Source organism: Rhodococcus aetherivorans (assembly GCF_025722975.1).
Lineage (GTDB): Bacteria > Actinomycetota > Actinomycetes > Mycobacteriales > Mycobacteriaceae > Rhodococcus > Rhodococcus aetherivorans.
In genome coordinates, this window is sequence record NZ_CP106982.1 from 3,792,893 (window position 1) to 3,809,518 (window position 16,626).

Consider the following 16,626-nt stretch of genomic DNA (forward strand, 5'->3'; position numbering starts at 1 on the left):
TGGTTACCCGGAGGCCGGTGCGGCCCTGTTCGGGGGCCGGCCCGGAGCGGGGTGGTGAGAAGGAGCACGCCGCGGCGACATACCCTCGACAGGTTCGGTCCCCTCGTCAGAAGGCTGAGAATCGTGTCCTCGACCCGCCGCACGCCCGCCCGCGACCTGGCGCAGATCGCCGTGTTCGCCGCCCTGATCATCGCTCTGGGTCTGCCCGGGCAGATCACCGTCGGCTCGTCGGGCGTGCCGATCACGCTGCAGACGCTGGGCGTGATGCTCGCCGGGGCGCTGCTCGGCGTCCGCAAGGGCGTGCTGTCGGTGGCCACGGTGATCGTGCTGGGCCTGGCGCTGCCGGTGCTCGCCGGGGGACGCACGACCCTCACGGCGCTGGCCGGCCCGACGGTCGGCTTCCTGCTCGGCTGGCTTCCCGCCGTCGCGGTGATCGGCTGGCTCTCGGCGCGCATGCTGCCCCGCTACCGGGTGCTGCCGGGCATCGCCGTCAACGTCCTCGGTGGCATCGTCGTGCTCTACGTCTTCGGTATCGCCGGCATGCTCGCACGCACCGATCTCACGCTGTGGGCGGCGCTGAGCGCGAACGCCACCTTCCTGCCCGGTGACCTGCTCAAGGCCGTCGTCGCGGCGGTCGTCGCCGCCCAGGTGCACCGCGCCTACCCGGCCCTGCTCAGCCCGAGCGCACCGGCACGCCCGGCCACCGACCCCGCGCGCTGAGCGCCGGGCCGGGCACGACCGCATGAGCGAGATCCGCTTCCGGCAGGTGGGCCACGCCTACGGTGAGCGCACCGTCCTCGACGGCATCGACGTGACCCTCACCGAGCGCCGCGTCGGGATCGTCGGCGCCAACGGCAGCGGCAAGTCCACCCTGGCCCGGATGATCAACGGTCTGGTGATCCCGACCTCCGGCACGGTCACGGTGGACGGCCTGGACACCGCCCGCAAGGCCCGCGAGGTGCGCCGGCGCGTGGGATTCGTCTTCACCGATCCCGACCATCAGATCGTGATGCCCACGGTCGCGGAAGACGTCGCCTTCTCCCTGCGCCGCAGCGGACTGAGCAAGGCCGAGCGCGCGGAGCGGGTACGGCGGGTACTCGCCGACTTCGGGCTGGCCGGGCACCACGACCACCCGAGTCACCTGCTCTCCGGCGGGCAGAAGCAGCTCCTGGCCCTCGCGGCGATCATGGTCACCGATCCGCAGGTGCTGGTGGCGGACGAGCCCACCACGCTGCTGGATCTGCGCAACGCCCGGCTGATCGCGCGGACCTTCGCCGCCCTCGAGCAGCAACTGGTGGTGGTCACCCACCATCTGGACCTGCTGACCGGCTTCGACCGGGTGCTCGTCGTCGACGGTGGGCGCGTCGTCGCCGACGACACACCCGGCCCGGCGATCGACTACTACCGCAGGCTGGTCGCGTGAGCACCCTGGGCTTGTACCATCGCGCGGCGTCGCCGTTGCACCGGGCGCCCGCGGGCCCGAAGCTGCTGGTCACCGCGGTGCTCATCGTCGCGCTCACGGTGTGGATGCGGCAACCGTGGCAGGTGCCGGTGGCCGGGGCGGTCGTGCTCGGGCTCTACCTGCTGGCGCGGATCCCGCCCCGGCCCGCGCTGCGACAGCTCCGGCCGCTGTTGTGGATGCTCGTGGTGATCGCGGCGTTCCAGGTGCTGCTCGCCGGCTGGGAGCGGGCGGTGGTGGTGTCCGGTCAGCTGCTGGTTGCCGTGGCCCTCGCCGCGCTGGTGACGCTGACCACCCGGGTGAGCGACATGCTCGATGCGATCGTGGCGGGGCTGGGCCCGTTCCGGCGGGTCGGCGTGGATCCGGAGCGGGTCGGCCTCGTGCTGGTGATGACCGTCCGGGCCGTCCCGATGCTCGGCGGGATCGTCGCGCAGGTGACCGAGGCACGCAAGGCCCGCGGGCTCGGCTTCTCGCTGCGGGCCCTGGCGGTGCCCGTCGTCGTGGGGGCGTTGCTGACCGCGGAGGCGATGGGCGAGGCCCTCGTCGCCCGCGGCCTGGACGACTGAGCCACCGGGGCGACGTCAGTACCGGTAGCGGCCCTCGATCTGCCGGATCTCCCGCCACGACTGGGCCCAGCTCTCGAGCCGGTCCGAGGCCGAGATCAGCTCGGCGCGCTGCCGGTCGAGCAGGGCCATCGAACGGGTTCCGTCGGGGGCCGACGCGAGCCGGGCCGCGGCGGCGACGAGTTCCTCGAATTGGTCGACGCCCGTGTCGAGTCGCTGTCCGGCGGCCGCGACGGCCGCCCCGAGGTGCGCCCCGGCGGCGGCGCTGTCCCGGGCGGCGGATTCGAGCGCGACCACATCCACCGCGACGGCCTCGAGCGCGTCGGAGGCCTCCCGGGCGGCCGCGGCGATCTCCTCGAGGTCGTCGGCGGCGACGGTGCGGGAACGAGCCAGCACCGACAGCAGCTGGGCGAGGCTCTGTTCGTCGCTCGCCAGCCGGGCCATCGGGGCCCGCGCGACGGAACCCGACGGCGGCAGGGCCCGGCGGGCGGGTGCCGGCGGCGGCAGCGGCACGGCGTCGAGGCGCCGGAAGGTACGCACCGCCAGCACGGCGGGCACGACGAGCGCGGCGGTCGTCCCGCCGGTGGCGACGATGGTCCAGTCGGGGGCCGACGCGGCCACCAGCGTCGCGGTGCCGACACCGCTCATTCCGGAGGCTGCGCCGAACAGGCGGGCACGCCGGCGGGCGCGGCGCTTCTTGCGGCGCACCCGGGCCGCGGGGTCGTTCCAGCGGCGCGCCGCCTCGACCACGCTGCCGGTCATGTCCCGGAGCGCAGCCGCGGCCGGACCGGGGAACTGTCCGGTCCGGCCGCGTGCGGGTGTGTTCATTGCGTTGCCGCGTTTCTGCCGTCTGCCATCGACCCCGGCGCTACTGCGAGCCGGCGCTTCCCGCCGCCGACGGCGGTTCCTTGGTGGGGTTGACCGCGGGGGTCGCGGGTGCCGCCGCGCCGGGCAGCGCCTCGCCCTTCATGGAGGCCCGGATCTGCTCGAGACGGCTGTGGCCGGCCATCTGGACGGTGGCCTGCTGGACCTCGAGCATCCGGCCGTGCACCGAGTTCTGCGCGAGCTCGGCGGATCCGAGCGCGGTGGCGTAACGACGCTCGATCTTCTCGCGGACCGCGTCGAGACTCGGCGTGGTGCCGGGCGCGGCGAGCGTCGAGTCCATCGAGCGCAGGGACTCGCTCACGCGCTCCTGCATCTTGGCCTGCTCGAGCTGGCTGAGCAGCTTGGTGCGCTCGGCCACCTTCTGCTGGAGAGCCATCGCGTTCTGCTCGACGGCCTTCTTCGCCTGCGCCGCGGCCTGCAGGGACTGATCGTGCAGCACCTTCAGATCCTCGACGGACTGCTCGGCGGTCACCAGCTGGGCCGCGAACGCCTCCGCGGCGTTCGTGTACTGGATGGCCTTCTCGGTGTCGCCGGCGGCGTTGGCCTGATCCGCCATGAGCACGGCCTGCCGCGCGCTCGCGTTGAGCTTCTCGACCTCGTCGAGCTGACGGTTGAGTTTCATCTCGAGCTGACGCTGATTGCCGATGACGGACGCGGCCTGCTGGGACAGTGCCTGGTGCTGGCGCTGCGCGTCCTCGATCGCCTGCTGAATCTGGACCTTCGGATCGGCCTTCTCATCGATCTTCGAGTTGAAGAGCGCCATCAGGTACTTCCAACCCTTGACGAACGGATTAGCCATGGGAGTGATCCTGCCTCCATCTGGTACGCCGCGGCGAACGCGACCCGGTGCGCGGCCCTCGCGCACCGTTTCCGGTCGGCCGTGTGATCCCCGCGTACCCGGCCGCCGTGTGTCCCGAGCCACCCCCCGGTGGTGACCCGAATTGTGTCGCTTTCGGCCGCGTCCGGCCAGGCCGGCGCGGTCCGTCCTCCATGTTATGCGGCGGCCAGCGCGCGTGCCGCCGGCGGCGGGATCACCACACGCGTGTCCTGCGCCACGAGCGCCGCGTGCTCGGCGGCGCGGGCGTCCGAGTCCCGGGACTTCGGCTCGGCCCCGAGACCTGCCGCCGCCCCGACCGGGGTCCGGCCGCGGGCGGGAACCGCATCGGCAAGCGACTCGCTGACGTCGAAGAGCACGTCGGACAAGGGGACGTCGAGGGCGTCGCAGATCGCGGCGAGCAGTTCGCTCGACGCCTCCTTGCGCCCGCGTTCGATCTCGGAGAGGTAGCCGAGGCTGACCCGGGCGCTGCTGGAGACCTCACGCAGGGTGCGGCTCTGCGAAACGCGGGTGCGCCGAAGACTGTCACCGATTGCCTCACGCAACAACAGCGCCATCCCATCCTCCTTCGTCCGTCGTCGCTCAACCCGTCAACGCACGACGCACGTCGCCGGGTTCCCGGCTCCCCGCCCGGGCACGAAAACCCTGCCGGGCGCGGCTCCGCACGGGTCCGGCTGCCACCGGTACCGCGGTGTCAAGACACTACATCCCCGCGGCGCCGCGCACGCGGGTGAGTAGGCCCGACACGGCGGCACGGGCAGCCCCGGCCCGGATGTCCCACCGGTCCCCGCGCACCGGCGGGCGGGTGACCACCGTGCCGCCCGGCCCGGCGATCCCGAGATACAGCGTGCCCGGCGGGTGCCCGTCCTGCGGGTCCGGTCCGGCCACGCCGGTGATGCCCACGCCCCACGTCGCTCCGCAGCGAGCCGCTGCGCCCTCGGCCAGGGCCGCGGCGGTGGACTCGGAGACCGGCCCGTCCGCCACGAGCCGTTCCGGGTCCACGCCGCCCAGGGTGGACTTGAGGTCGGTGGCGTAGACGATCAGCCCCCCGCGCAGCACCACGCTGGCGCCGGGTACCCCGGCGATCGTCGCCGCAATCAGCCCGGCCGTGAGTGATTCGGCCGTGGCCACCGTCTGCCGCCGCGCGGCCAGGGTCGCGACCAGTTCCGCGGCCGCGGTGCCGGGAACGAGCGGGTCGGGCACCGCCTCACTCCCCGTGCTGTTGTTCGACGCGGTGCACCCCGGCGCGCAGTCGCGCCGCCTGGACCACGTAGTCGATGCCGGTGCCCACCGTCAGGATCACCGCGAGTCCCATGAGGGCGACGGCGAAGGGCATCGCCGCCTCCGGCAGCGGGAGCAGGTACAGCACGATCGCGAGCGTCTGGACCAGGGTCTTGGCCTTCCCGCCGCGGCTGGCGGGGATCACCGCGTGCCGCAGCACGAAGAAGCGCAGCGCCGTGACGCCGAGCTCGCGGGCCGCGATGATGCCGGTCACCCACCACGACAGGTCACCGAGCAGCGACAGGCCCACGAGGGCGGCGCCGATGAGCGCCTTGTCGGCGATCGGATCGGCGAGCTTGCCGAAATCGGTCACGAGTCCGTACTTGCGGGCGAGCTGTCCGTCGATGCGGTCCGTGATCGCCGCGACGGCGAACACACCCGTCGCGGCGATGCGCCACGCGACGTCGTGACCGTCGCCGACGAACAGCACCAGAAGGAAGACCGGCACCAGAACGATCCGCAGCATGGTGAGGATGTTGGCGATGTTCCACAGCGGGACCGGCTCCGCGGCCGCGGGGGCATGCGGCCCGGGAGCCGCCGCCGCACCGCCGGTTCCGGCCACCTCCGGATGCGGCGCGCTCACGCCGGCCTCCGCGCCACGGACGTCGCCGCAGGACGAGGCGGACCCGGGTCCGCCGGGGCGACACGTGAGCATGGGGATCCGACCGGCACACGGACACAATATCGGTAGAGCGACCGGCTACTGTTCACCACTATGACTTCGCGGACGACGGACCAGGAGACTCACGACCGCATCCTCGTACGACGTGCGCGAACCGGCGACATTCCGGAGATCAAGCGGCTGGTCGACATCTACTCGGGCAAGATCCTCCTGGAGAAGAACCTCGTCACGCTGTACGAGGCCGTGCAGGAGTTCTGGGTGGCCGAGACGGCGGGCACCGTGGTCGGCTGCGGGGCCCTGCACGTGCTGTGGTCCGACCTGGGCGAGATCCGGACCGTCGCGGTGGATCCCCGGGTCAAGGGTCGCGGGGTCGGCCATCTCGTGGTGTCCCGCCTGATCGACGTCGCCCGCGAACTCGAACTCGAACGGCTGTTCGTGCTCACGTTCGAGGTCGAGTTCTTCGGCCGGCACGGATTCACCGAGATCGACGGCACACCCGTCACCGCCGAGGTGTACGCGGAGATGTGCCGCTCGTACGACACCGGTGTCGCCGAGTTCCTGGATCTGAGCTACGTCAAACCGAACACCCTCGGAAACACCCGGATGCTGCTCACGCTCTGAGCCGCCCCCTTCCGCCCACCTGTCACGAATGCGAGGACCCATGCCCCTGTTCGCCGTCGAGTACACCTACTCCGAGGCCACCGCGAGCGGCCGCAACGAGCACCGGCCCGCCCACCGCGGCTGGCTCGGCGAACTCGTCGAGGCCGGGACGGTGCGCGCGACCGGCCCGTGGGCCGACGGGTCCGGCGCACTGATCCTCGTCGAGGCCGCGGACGAGCCCGCGGTGCGGGAGGTCATGGCTCAGGATCCGTTCGCCCGTCAGGGGCTGCTCGACGAGGTCCGGATCACGCAGTGGCTCCCGGTGATGGGCGTCTTCAACGACTGACGCCCGTCACCGGCGCGGCGGGAAGGTCAGGTGAGGTCGGCCTTCTCGCTGCGCGTCTTGAGCAGGCTCGCGACGGTCGTCACCACCAGCACGCCGACGATCACGCCCAGCGACAGCCAGGTCGAGATCTCCGGCACCGCGACGTGCTCACCGCCGTTGACGAACGACAGGGTGTTCTCGTGCAGCGCGTGCAGCACCAGCTTGACACCGATGAACGCGAGGATCACGGACAGGCCGTAGGACAGATAGACCAACCGCTCGAGCAGACCGCCGATGAGGAAGAACAGCTGCCGCAGGCCCATCAGGGCGAACGCGTTGGCGGTGAACACCAGGTAGGGCTCGCTGGTGAGGCCGTAGATCGCCGGGATCGAGTCGAGCGCGAACAGGATGTCGGTGAAGCCGATGGCGGCGAGGGCGAGCAGCATCGGGGTGGCGAAGCGCTTGCCGTCGATCCGGGTGAACAGCTTGTCGCCGTGGTACTCGTCGGTGGTCGGGTACACCTTGCGGACCAGCGAGACGATGCGGTTCTCCCGCTCCTTCTCGTGCTCGACCTCGTCTCCGTGCTCGCGGATCAGCTTGATCGCGGTGTAGATGAGGAATGCCCCGAACAGGTAGAACACCCAGCTGTAGGCGTTGATGGCCGCGGCACCCACGGCGATGAACGCCCCGCGCATCACGAGCGCCAGGACGATGCCGATCGTGAGCACCTTCTGCTGGTACTCGCGCGGCACCGCGAAGGTCGACATGATGATGACGAACACGAACAGGTTGTCGACGCTGAGGGCCTTCTCGGTGACGTAACCGGCGAAGTACTCACCGCCGTACGTCGGCCCCCAGATCGCGAACACCACGACGCCGAACACCACGGCGAGGCCGATGAACACCGCCGACCAGAAGCCTGACTCGCGCAGCGACGGCGCGTGCGGTTTGCGGACGTGGGCGTAGAAGTCGAAGACGAAGAGCCCGAGAATCACCAGGATGGTGACGATCCAGGTGAGCGGGGTGACATGCATCGGCAGATATTCCTCCGGTAGGTACAGCTAACCACCGGAGGTCTCTCCCACCTCGGATCGCAGCTCGACGGTGCGGCTTCGAGGTCGGCAGCCCCGGAACGACATCGGTGTCGCACGTGTTGACGGAACTGCCGCGGGTTAGGGGATACTCCCCTCCACGTCTCCCATTCAACCACACGCGGGTCGCGGCATCGAACCGTGCCGCCGGCCCTACTCCGCCGGCGCCGGCGCCGCCCCGTCCCCGCCGCCGCGGATCGAGAACAGCAGGCCGTCGAGTTCCTCCGGTTTGACCAGGACCTCCCGCGCCTTGGACCCCTCGCTGGGACCGACGACGCCGCGGGTCTCCATCAGATCCATCAGCCGACCCGCCTTCGCGAAGCCGACGCGCAGCTTGCGCTGCAGCATCGACGTCGAACCGAACTGGCTCGACACCACCAGCTCGACCGCCTGCAGGAGAACGTCGAGGTCGTCGCCGATGTCGGGGTCGACGTCCTTCTTCTCGCCCGCCTTCGCCGTCGTGACGCCCTCGGTGTACTCCGGTTCCTTCTGGTTCTTGGCGAAGTCGACGACGGCCGCGATCTCCTCGTCGGTGATGAACGCGCCCTGCATCCGGATCGGCTTTCCGGCGCCCATCGGCAGGAACAGGCCGTCGCCCATGCCGATGAGCTTCTCGGCACCGGGCTGGTCGAGGATGACCCGGGAGTCGGTCAGCGACGACGTGGCGAACGCGAGCCGCGACGGCACGTTCGTCTTGATCAGGCCGGTCACGACGTCCACCGAGGGCCGCTGCGTGGCGAGCACCAGATGGATGCCGGCGGCGCGGGCCTTCTGGGTGATCCGCACGATCGCGTCCTCCACGTCGCGCGGGGCCGTCATCATCAGGTCGGCGAGCTCGTCGACGATCGCCAGGATGTACGGGTAGGGCCGGTAGACGCGCTCGCTGCCGAGCGGCGCGGTGATCTCGCCGGACCTGACCTTGGTGTTGAAGTCGTCGATGTGCCGCACCCGGTTGGCCTGCATGTCCTGGTAGCGCTGTTCCATCTCCTCCACCAGCCACGCGAGGGCGGCGGCCGCCTTCTTCGGCTGGGTGATGATGGGCGTGATCAGGTGCGGGATGCCCTCGTAGGGCGTGAGCTCGACCATCTTCGGGTCGATGAGGATCATCCGGACCTCGTCCGGCGTGGCGCGCACGAGCAGCGACACCAGCATCGAGTTGACGAAGCTCGACTTGCCGGAGCCGGTGGAGCCGGCGACCAGCAGGTGCGGCATCTTCGCCAGGTTCGCGCAGACGAAGTCGCCCTCGATGTCCTTGCCGAGCCCGATCACCAGCGGGTGGTGGTCCTTGCGGGTCGACGGTGCGGCGAGCACATCGGCGAGACGCACCAGCTCACGATCCGAGTTCGGGACCTCGATGCCGACCGCGGACTTGCCGGGGATCGGCGCGAGCAGTCGCACGTTGTCGGTGGCCACGGCGTAGGCGATGTTGCGGGCGAGTGCGGTGATCTTCTCGACCTTCACACCCGGGCCGAGTTCCACCTCGTACCGCGTGACCGTCGGGCCGCGGGTGAAGCCGGTGACGGCGGCGTCGATCTTGAACTGCTCGAGCACCTCGGTGATGGCCTCGATCATCTGATCGTTCGCCGAGCTGTGCTGCTTGGGTGGGTCGCCCTCGAGCAGCAGCCCGAGCGACGGCAGGGTGTAGTCGCCCTCGACCACCCGATCGGGCACGAGCGGCTCGAGCTTGTCGTCGGCGGGTGGCTCCTCCGCCGGCGGGACCGGTGCGGGGGCCGCCTTGGGCCGGGTGCGGGCCCGCGGCGGTTCCGGCGCCGGTTCCGGCGCCGGTTCGGGTTCGGGTGCCGGCGACGTGGCGGGCGCCGGATCCGGCTCCCACAGGGGCAGCACCTCGGTGCGGGCGTCGCCGTCGAACTCGTCCGTGGGGTAGTTCTCGACCGGGGTGCGCCGCCGGGTCCGGGTGCGCCGCTCGACGGGATAGCCGTCGGCGTCGAACAGGGTCGGGTCGCGCTCCGGGTCGTAGCCGCCGGCAGGGTCCGGGTCGTACTCGCCGTACTCGTCGTCGGCTCGGTAGTGCAGACCGAAGTAGTCGCGGAACATGCCGGGCAGTTCCCGGATCGTCGTGCCGGTGAGCAGCAGGATCCCGAAGCCGGCCGCCATCAGCAGCAACGGAACCGACAGCCACACCGTCAGACCGTCGGTGAGGGGTCCGCCCACCAGGTAGCCGACGAACCCGGCGCCGCCCTCGCGGCCCGGGCCGTCGTCCGGCATACCCGAGGCGATGTGCCACAGGCCGAGTGCGGGAAGCGCGACGAGCAGCGACCCGAGGACGAGCCGGGGCCGGATCTCCGGCCGCGGCTCGGTGCGCATGAGGACGACGGCGATCACGAGGCCGGCCAGCGGCAGCACCGCGCTGGCGCCGCCGACGACCGCGCGGACTGCGGTCTCGAGCCAGCCCCCGAGCGGGCCACCGACCGCGAACCAGACGGTGCCGGCGACGACGACGCTCGCGGCGATGAGCCCGAGGGCGATGCCGTCGCGGCGGTGGCCGTGCTCGACCTCCGTCACCCTGCCCATCGTGCGGGTGGTGGCGCCCACACCGCGGGCGATCATCGTCCAGCCGCTCCCGATCCCGCGACCGAGCGTGTGCAGGACGCTGCCCCGCGACGAGCGGGCGGGCGCCTTGCGCCGGGGGGTGGTGGCGCGGGCCGGGCGCCGCGCGGCCGGTTGCCGGCGGGTCGTTGTGGCGGGCTTGCGGGTGCTGCTCTTCGTCCGCGACGACGAGCCCGCGGCGGCGGACGAGCCGCGCGCGCCCGACCTCGACCGTGAGGTCGTTGACGACGATCCGCGGGCACCCGACTTTCCTGCCATACCCGTCAGGTTAGTCGCAATGTCCACAACCGAACCATCCGCAACACCGGCATCAGCCGCACGCGGTGGTCACACCGGCGCCGGGACGGATCAGATGCCGCGACCGGATGCGGCGACCTCCGCGACGTCGGCCGCCTCCCCGGACGTCTCGACGCGCACCTCGTCACGGCCGAACGCATGCAGGAGCAGCTCGGCGGGTTCGCCGCGCAGGACCACGGTGCGCGGCCCGCGACGCCGGACCGTCGCGCGGGTGCCGTCGGGGCGTTCGAACACCACCGTGACGTCGGTGCCGCGATAGCCGCGCCGGCCGACCTGCCGGGCCATCTGCCACAGGCGGTCCTGGGTCGACGGGTCGAGCGGTCGCGGCTCCCACCCGGGCGCGGCGCGCCGCACGTCCTCGTGGTGGACGAACATCTCCGCGGCATTGGCGAGTCCGTCGACGAGGTACAGCGGCGACCAGATCGGCGGTCCGGACTCGATGTCGGCGAGCAGTTGCTCCCACGACCCTCCCGCCGCCTCGGCGCGCACCCGCTCGGTGTGCCCGGCCAGGGGTGGCAGGACGATGCCCGGCATCGTGTCGATCCGGCGTTCGCGGACCACGAGGTGGGCGGCGAGGTCCCGGGCGGTCCAGTCCCCGCACAGGGTGGGGGCGTCGGGACCGGTCTGTGTCATGGTGCGGACGAGTGCGTGTCGTTCGTCACGGGCGAGGCTCACGCGGCCCACTGTAGTGCCGGACCGGTCCGGTAGCGCCGGACCGTCCGGCACGGCAGGGTGCGGTTGCGCCGGCGCGGCTACGCCGGGCCCGGGACGGTGATCACCGTCGGCACGATCATCGGCCGGCGACGGTAGGTGTCGGACACCCAGCGCCCGACGACACGGCGGATCGCCTGGGCGATGCGGTGGGCGTCGTCGATACCCTCGGCGGCGAGCTCGTTGAGGACCTTGTCCACGAGTTGCGCGGCCTCGGAGAGCGCTCCCGGGTCGTCGGAGAAGCCGCGGCCGGACACCCCCGGGGTGCTCACGGCGCGACCGTTCTCGTCCACGGCGACGGAGATGGAGATGAAGCCGCCCTCGCCGAGGATCAACCGGTCCGACAGGGTCGATTCGCCGACGTCACCGACGGACAGGCCGTCGACGTAGACGTGGCCGACGGGTACCTGTCCGACGATCTCCGCGAGCCCGTCGACGAGGTCGACGACCACGCCGTCCTCGGCGAGCACGATCCGGTCCCGCGGCACCCCGGTCGCCTCGGCCAGCGCCGCGTTGGCCCGCAGGTGCCGCCATTCGCCGTGCACCGGCATCGCATTCGTCGGGCGCACCGCGTTGTACAGGTACAGCAGCTCGCCCGCGGAGGCGTGGCCGGAGACGTGCACCTTCGCGTTCTGCTGGGTGACGACGGTGGCGCCTCGCTTGGCGAGGCCGTTGACGACCGCGAACACCGAATTCTCGTTGCCCGGGATCAGGGAGGAAGCCAGGATGACGAGATCATCGGCCTTGATGTTGATCTGGCGGTGCTCGCCGCGCGCCATGCGCGACAGCGCGGACAGCGGTTCACCCTGCGAGCCGGTGGAGATCAGCACGAGCCGGTTGTCGGGCAATGTCGCGGCGGTGTCGAGATCGACGACGAGCCCGTCCGGCACCCGCAGGTAGCCGAGGTCCTGCGCGATCTGCATGTTGCGCACCATCGACCGTCCGACGAAGGCGATGCGGCGGTTGTACCGCCCGGCGACGTCGACGACCTGCTGGATGCGGTGCACGTGGCTGGCGAAGGACGCGACGATCACGCGCTGGGTGGCCTTGCCGATGACGTTGTCCAGGACGCCGCCGATCTCGCGTTCGGGCATCACGAAGCCCGGCACCTCGGCGTTGGTGGAGTCGACGAGGAACAGGTCGACGCCCTCGTCGCCGAGCCGGGAGAATCCGGCGAGGTCGGTGAGGCGGCCGTCGAGCGGCAACTGGTCGAGCTTGATGTCGCCGGTGTGCAGCACGAGCCCGGCCTCGGTGCGGACGGCGACGGCGAGCGCGTCCGGGATCGAGTGGTTGACGGCGAAGTACTCGCACTCGAACGGGCCGTGCGTGGTCTTGTCCCCCTCGACGACTTCGACGAGGTTGGGCCGCAGCCGGTGCTCGCGGCATTTCGCGGCGACGAGCGCGAGGGTGAACTTCGAGCCCACGACCGGGATGTCGGGACGCAGGCGCAGCAGGAACGGCACCGCCCCGATGTGATCCTCGTGGCCGTGGGTGAGGACGACGGCTTCGACGTCGTCCATGCGGTCCTCGATGTGCCGGAAGTCCGGCAGGATCAGGTCGACGCCGGGCTGCTGGTCCTCGGGGAAGAGCACGCCGCAGTCGATGACGAGGAGCCGGCCCTGATGCTCGAAGACCGTCATGTTGCGGCCGATCTCGCCGATGCCGCCGAGCGCGACGACGCGCAGGCCCTTCGGCGGCGCCTTCGGCGGGGTGCCGAGGCGCCCCGACATGTCCGCCACCTTGCGCGGATCGGGCCGCTGGGTGTTGGCCGAGGTCTGCACGGTCCGGCGCGCGGGCCGGCCGCTGGGCGGTCCGGCGTTGCGGGTGGCGCGGCCCCGGCCGCGCGACGGGCGGCTCACGCGAGCACCCCCGCGGCGTGCAGATCCGCGGCGAGCGCGTCGATCTGCGCAGAGGTCGGCGCCACCTGGGGCAGGCGCGGCTCGCCGACGTCGAGACCCATCAACCGCAGACCTGCCTTCGACGCGCTCACCCCGCCGAGGCGGGAGACGGCGCGCAGGATCGGCATGAGGCTCAGGTTGACCGCGCGGGCGCGGACGAGGTCGCCGGCCTGGAAGGCGTCGTACAGCTCGCGCAGCCGGCCGGGAACGAGATGCCCGATGACACTGACGAATCCGACGGCGCCGACGGACAGCCACGGCAGGTTCAGCGGGTCGTCGCCGGAGTAGAACTTCAGGTCGGTGGTGCCGATGAGCTCGGCACCGGCGTTGAGGTCGCCCTTGGCGTCCTTGACCGCCACGATGCGCGGATGCTCCGCGAGCCGGCGCAGCGTCTCCGTTTCGATCGGCACGACCGAGCGCGGTGGGATGTCGTAGAGCATGACCGGCAGGTCGGTGGCGTTCGCGACGGCCGTGAAGTGGGCGTAGAGCCCGGCCTGCGGCGGCCGCGAGTAGTACGGAGTGACGACGAGCAGGCCGTGGGCGCCGGCCCGCGCGGCGTCGCGGGCGAGTTCGACGCTGTGGGCGGTGTCGTTGCTGCCGGCGCCGGCGATGATCTTCGCGCGGTCCCCCACCGCGGCGAGCACGGCGCGCATCAGCTCGAGCTTCTCGTTCTCGGTGGTGGTCGGCGATTCGCCGGTGGTGCCCGCGAGAACCAGCGCATCGCAGCCGCCGTCGACCAGGTAGGCGGCAAGACGCACACCCGCGTCCACGTCGAGCTTGCCGTCGGCGGTGAACGGGGTCACCATCGCTGTGGCGATGGTGCCGAACGGAAGCTCGACAGCAGAAGCGGAATCACCGTTGGTCATGGTCAGAAGGCTACCGCGTGACGGGGGCTGTTCCACACACACCTGCCGGTCAGGTGTCGGCGGCGAAGGCGCTGGCGGCGACCTCGGAGCCGTCGGGCAGGCGGGTGATGGTGAAGTCGCCGAAGATGTTCGGCGCGGCGTCCTGCAGCTGACGCAGGCACTCGACGGCGAGGCGGCGGATCTCGACGTCGGCGTGCTCGGTCGCGCGCATGGCCACGAAGTGCCGCCAGGACCGGTAGTTGCCGGTGACGACGACGCGGGTCTCGGTGGCGTTGGGCAGCACCGATCGCGCGGCCTCGCGGGCCTGTTTCGCGCGGATCGGCCCCTCGGGCAGGTGGGACAGTTTCGCGTCGAGCGCGTCGAGCAGTTCGATGTACGCGGCCCGGCTGGACTCGGCGGCGGCGAGGAACAGTTCCTCGAGCCGCGGATCCCCCGCCACGGCCGGCGGGACCACGACCGGCGCGTCGCTGCCGCGGACGAACCGCTGGGACAGCTGGGAATAGGAGAAGTGCCGGTGCCGGATGAGTTCGTGGGTGCACGACCGGGAGATGCCGGTGATGTAGAAGCTCACCGAACCGTGCTCGAGCACGGACAGGTGCCCGACGGTGAGCAGGTGGCGTAGGTACCCGGCGTTCGTGGCCGTGCGCGGGTTGGGCTTGGACCAGCTCTGATAGCAGGCCCGGCCGGCGAACTCGGCGAGTGCCTCCCCGCCGTCGGCGTCGGTCTCCCAGGGCACGTCGGCGGGCGGGACGAACTCGGTCTTGGCCACCAGCCTGACCTTCAGCGTGACGGGCTCGGGCGCCATCGGTTCTCCTCCAGGTTGTCGATCCAGTCGAACCGTAGCGCCGCCGCGGGCGGCACCGGACGCGGGCCGCGTGTTGACGTCTTGACTGACATCATCGTTGACATCAGTATGGCGTCATGAACCTGGACCCGTACCTGGACGCGATCACCGAGTCCCTCGTCGCCGCCGCGGAGCTCGGCGACGAACAGACCCGCCGGACCGCGGCAGCCCTCGCCACAGCGGTCGCCGCGCCCGCCCGCCTGGCCGTGCTGCGGGCACTGTCGGACATGGCGGCGGAGGTCTCGAAGGAGCTCGGCGACCGGGTGGTCACCGTGCGTCTCGACGGCAGCGCGGCGGTGCTCGAGGTGCACACGGATGCGCCCACCGAAACCACAGGCACCGCAACGACTTTCGAGGACGTCACCGGGGACATCAGCCGGGTGACGCTGCGCCTCGTCGAGCAGATCAAGGCACGCGCCGAGGAGGCGGCGGCCCAGAACGGCGTGTCACTGAACTCGTGGGTGTCGCAGGCCGTCCAGGGGGCGCTGCGCGAGCAGATGCGGTATCAGCGCCGCGCCGACGAGCGCGCCGCGACGCGTCGCGCCGAGGAGACCGGGCCCGGCCCGTCCGCTACGTCGGAACCGTCCGAGCGCGAGGACGGTTGAGCGGGAGGCCGTGCGGTACATTGCCGACGCACGTCACCCGAAAGACGAGGAAGTGAGCCCATGGCCGTCAGCAGTTCCAGCAGTTTCGAGATCAAGGCCGACCCGGGTCGCGTGATGGCGGGAATCGCCGCGGTCGACCGGCTGCCGGAGTGGTCCGGGCCCCACAAGACCGTCGTCGTCGAGACCACCCACCCGGACGGCCGCCCGCACCGCGTGCGCATGACCGTCTCCATCATCGGTCTCCACGACGAGCAGGTGGTGGACTACTACTGGAACGGCGACGAATCGATGTCCTGGACCCTGGTCGAGAGCCACCAGCAGCACCAGCAGGACGGCACCTACACCCTCACCGCCACCGAGAGCGGCACCCGCGTCGACTTCACCCTCACGATTGATCCGAAGATCCCGCTGCCCGGCTTCATGGTCAAGAAGGCGCAGAAGATGGCGATGGAGACCGCCGAGCGGGGCCTGACGAAGTTCGTCGAGCAGCAGCTCTGACGCACCGCGCGGTGTCCGGTGCCTGCGACGTCCCGGTCGGTCAGCACTCCTCCGACACGGACACCGCGACGGTCGCCCCGAGTTCGTAGCAGCGTTCACGGACCTTTGCGTCGATCGGCCCGGTGATCTCGAGATCCTCCGTGACCTGCGCCAAGGCGAGTCCGGTGACGAGTTTGCGCACCGAGGCGACGGCGCCCGCGGTGTCGTTGTTGCCGTGTACCCACAACCCGTACGGCCGGCCCGCGACGGCGTCGAGGCACGGGTAGTAGACGGTGTCGAAGAAGTGCTTGAGTGCCCCCGACATGTATCCGAAGTTCGCGGTGGTGCCGAACACGTAACCGTCGGCGGCGAGCACGTCCGGCACGGTCGCACCCAGCGCCGGCACCGTCCGCACCCGCACGCCCACGATGTCGGGGTCACGCGCCCCGGCCAGCACCGCCTCGAGCAGTTCGCGGGTCGACGGGGACGGAGTGTGGTGGACGACGAGCAGAGTGCGCTCACCGTCGGCGGGGGCCTCGGTCACACCCTGCAGGGTACGTCGCCGACCGATCGGTGTCCCTGCCCCGCAACGACAACCGCAACCGCGATCAGGCTTCGGCCGGGGCGTGGACCGAGCGAATGTATCGCCCGCTACCGCTGAGGAGATGAACGATACATTCGCTCGACGCCGGGGCGCAT

The 16,626-nt window shown here is 71.2% G+C and carries 19 protein-coding genes; 7 read left to right on the top strand and 12 right to left on the bottom strand.

Annotated elements, in window-relative coordinates; translation table 11 throughout:
• Nucleotides 1–123: 123 nt before the first annotated feature.
• From OCS65_RS17085 to OCS65_RS17095, 3 genes are read left to right on the top strand one after another with little or no spacing between them, the layout of a single operon-like run.
• Nucleotides 124–720 carry a biotin transporter BioY gene (locus OCS65_RS17085; protein WP_006948276.1) on the top strand — a complete coding sequence of 199 codons (597 nt, stop codon included), beginning with the start codon at nt 124–126 and terminating at the stop codon, nt 718–720.
• 22 nt (nt 721–742) lie between these two features.
• On the top strand, nt 743–1,423 hold the full coding sequence (locus OCS65_RS17090) for an energy-coupling factor ABC transporter ATP-binding protein (protein ID WP_029543325.1): 681 nt from the start codon (nt 743–745) through the stop codon (nt 1,421–1,423).
• Nucleotides 1,420–2,025 (top strand): energy-coupling factor transporter transmembrane component T family protein, encoded by a 606-nt coding sequence (locus OCS65_RS17095; RefSeq protein ID WP_006948278.1) that lies wholly within the window; start codon nt 1,420–1,422, stop codon nt 2,023–2,025. Before OCS65_RS17090 ends, OCS65_RS17095 begins: the two co-directional genes overlap by 4 nt.
• A 15-nt stretch (nt 2,026–2,040) precedes the next feature.
• Here the strand turns inward: OCS65_RS17095 and pspM are convergent, their stop codons facing one another.
• From pspM to pgsA, 5 genes are all read right to left on the bottom strand, one after another.
• Entirely contained in the window at nt 2,041–2,850 is an 810-nt protein-coding gene (gene pspM, locus OCS65_RS17100) for a phage shock envelope stress response protein PspM (RefSeq protein ID WP_251550871.1), read from the bottom strand.
• A 40-nt stretch (nt 2,851–2,890) separates the two neighbouring features.
• Complete coding sequence (locus OCS65_RS17105; RefSeq protein ID WP_003935651.1) at nt 2,891–3,706, bottom strand: PspA/IM30 family protein; 816 nt, start codon at nt 3,704–3,706, stop codon at nt 2,891–2,893.
• Nucleotides 3,707–3,900: 194 nt separating this feature from the next.
• Nucleotides 3,901–4,299 carry a helix-turn-helix domain-containing protein gene (locus tag OCS65_RS17110; protein WP_006948280.1) on the bottom strand — a complete coding sequence of 133 codons (399 nt, stop codon included), beginning with the start codon at nt 4,297–4,299 and terminating at the stop codon, nt 3,901–3,903.
• A gap of 145 nt (nt 4,300–4,444) precedes the next feature.
• Nucleotides 4,445–4,945: a CinA family protein gene (locus OCS65_RS17115; protein WP_050035111.1), complete on the bottom strand. Its 501-nt coding sequence runs from the start codon at nt 4,943–4,945 to the stop codon at nt 4,445–4,447.
• A gap of 4 nt (nt 4,946–4,949) precedes the next feature.
• Nucleotides 4,950–5,606 (bottom strand): CDP-diacylglycerol--glycerol-3-phosphate 3-phosphatidyltransferase, encoded by a 657-nt coding sequence (pgsA, locus tag OCS65_RS17120; RefSeq protein WP_006948282.1) that lies wholly within the window; start codon nt 5,604–5,606, stop codon nt 4,950–4,952.
• A gap of 132 nt (nt 5,607–5,738) precedes the next feature.
• On the opposite strand from pgsA, the gene OCS65_RS17125 reads away from it, so the two are divergent.
• Entirely contained in the window at nt 5,739–6,266 is a 528-nt protein-coding gene (locus tag OCS65_RS17125; protein WP_170914076.1) for an amino-acid N-acetyltransferase, read from the top strand.
• A 40-nt stretch (nt 6,267–6,306) separates the two neighbouring features.
• The gene (locus OCS65_RS17130; protein ID WP_050035110.1) at nt 6,307–6,591 is read left to right on the top strand and encodes a YciI family protein; all 285 of its coding nucleotides are present in this window, start codon (nt 6,307–6,309) and stop codon (nt 6,589–6,591) included.
• 26 nt (nt 6,592–6,617) lie between these two features.
• On the opposite strand, the gene OCS65_RS17135 is transcribed toward OCS65_RS17130, so the two are convergent.
• The 6 genes from OCS65_RS17135 to thyX all read right to left on the bottom strand — a co-directional run bounded on the left by OCS65_RS17135 (nt 6,618) and on the right by thyX (nt 14,806).
• Entirely contained in the window at nt 6,618–7,604 is a 987-nt protein-coding gene (locus OCS65_RS17135; protein WP_006948285.1) for a TerC family protein, read from the bottom strand.
• A gap of 210 nt (nt 7,605–7,814) precedes the next feature.
• Nucleotides 7,815–10,487: an FtsK/SpoIIIE family DNA translocase gene (locus tag OCS65_RS17140; protein WP_185712714.1), complete on the bottom strand. Its 2,673-nt coding sequence runs from the start codon at nt 10,485–10,487 to the stop codon at nt 7,815–7,817.
• A gap of 90 nt (nt 10,488–10,577) precedes the next feature.
• Entirely contained in the window at nt 10,578–11,201 is a 624-nt protein-coding gene (locus tag OCS65_RS17145; protein WP_029543318.1) for a TIGR03085 family metal-binding protein, read from the bottom strand.
• A 77-nt stretch (nt 11,202–11,278) separates the two neighbouring features.
• A complete protein-coding gene (locus OCS65_RS17150) occupies nt 11,279–13,096 on the bottom strand; it encodes a ribonuclease J (protein ID WP_006948291.1) in 1,818 nt (605 codons plus the stop codon).
• Nucleotides 13,093–14,001: a 4-hydroxy-tetrahydrodipicolinate synthase gene (gene dapA, locus OCS65_RS17155; RefSeq protein ID WP_006948292.1), complete on the bottom strand. Its 909-nt coding sequence runs from the start codon at nt 13,999–14,001 to the stop codon at nt 13,093–13,095. The genes OCS65_RS17150 and dapA overlap by 4 nt, the downstream gene beginning before the upstream one ends.
• Before the next feature lie 49 nt (nt 14,002–14,050).
• The gene (thyX, locus tag OCS65_RS17160; RefSeq protein ID WP_006948294.1) at nt 14,051–14,806 is read right to left on the bottom strand and encodes an FAD-dependent thymidylate synthase; all 756 of its coding nucleotides are present in this window, start codon (nt 14,804–14,806) and stop codon (nt 14,051–14,053) included.
• A 116-nt stretch (nt 14,807–14,922) separates the two neighbouring features.
• Here thyX and OCS65_RS17165 point away from each other — a divergent pair, with 116 nt between their 5' ends.
• Together OCS65_RS17165 and OCS65_RS17170 are read left to right on the top strand one after the other, a co-directional pair.
• A complete protein-coding gene (locus OCS65_RS17165) occupies nt 14,923–15,450 on the top strand; it encodes a toxin-antitoxin system HicB family antitoxin (protein WP_006948296.1) in 528 nt (175 codons plus the stop codon).
• A gap of 60 nt (nt 15,451–15,510) precedes the next feature.
• Nucleotides 15,511–15,948, top strand: a complete 438-nt coding sequence (locus OCS65_RS17170; RefSeq protein WP_006948297.1) for an SRPBCC family protein — start codon at nt 15,511–15,513, stop codon at nt 15,946–15,948.
• 40 nt (nt 15,949–15,988) lie between these two features.
• Here the strand turns inward: OCS65_RS17170 and OCS65_RS17175 are convergent, their stop codons facing one another.
• Complete coding sequence (locus tag OCS65_RS17175) at nt 15,989–16,471, bottom strand: flavodoxin family protein (protein WP_006948298.1); 483 nt, start codon at nt 16,469–16,471, stop codon at nt 15,989–15,991.
• Nucleotides 16,472–16,626: the final 155 nt, after the last annotated feature.

Excerpts from the sequence above, each read along its gene's own strand:
- OCS65_RS17170 (WP_006948297.1), top strand. The coding sequence starts at position 15,511 with ATGGCCGTCAGCAGTTCCAGCAGTTTCGAGATCAAGGCCGACCCGGGT.
- pspM (WP_251550871.1), bottom strand. The coding sequence starts at position 2,850 with ATGAACACACCCGCACGCGGCCGGACCGGACAGTTCCCCGGTCCGGCC.
- OCS65_RS17135 (WP_006948285.1), bottom strand. The coding sequence starts at position 7,604 with ATGCATGTCACCCCGCTCACCTGGATCGTCACCATCCTGGTGATTCTC.
- OCS65_RS17105 (WP_003935651.1), bottom strand. The coding sequence starts at position 3,706 with ATGGCTAATCCGTTCGTCAAGGGTTGGAAGTACCTGATGGCGCTCTTC.
- OCS65_RS17125 (WP_170914076.1), top strand. The coding sequence starts at position 5,739 with ATGACTTCGCGGACGACGGACCAGGAGACTCACGACCGCATCCTCGTA.
- OCS65_RS17130 (WP_050035110.1), top strand. The coding sequence starts at position 6,307 with ATGCCCCTGTTCGCCGTCGAGTACACCTACTCCGAGGCCACCGCGAGC.
- OCS65_RS17165 (WP_006948296.1), top strand. The coding sequence starts at position 14,923 with ATGAACCTGGACCCGTACCTGGACGCGATCACCGAGTCCCTCGTCGCC.
- OCS65_RS17140 (WP_185712714.1), bottom strand. The coding sequence starts at position 10,487 with ATGGCAGGAAAGTCGGGTGCCCGCGGATCGTCGTCAACGACCTCACGG.
- dapA (WP_006948292.1), bottom strand. The coding sequence starts at position 14,001 with ATGACCAACGGTGATTCCGCTTCTGCTGTCGAGCTTCCGTTCGGCACC.
- OCS65_RS17110 (WP_006948280.1), bottom strand. The coding sequence starts at position 4,299 with ATGGCGCTGTTGTTGCGTGAGGCAATCGGTGACAGTCTTCGGCGCACC.
- thyX (WP_006948294.1), bottom strand. The coding sequence starts at position 14,806 with ATGGCGCCCGAGCCCGTCACGCTGAAGGTCAGGCTGGTGGCCAAGACC.
- OCS65_RS17090 (WP_029543325.1), top strand. The coding sequence starts at position 743 with ATGAGCGAGATCCGCTTCCGGCAGGTGGGCCACGCCTACGGTGAGCGC.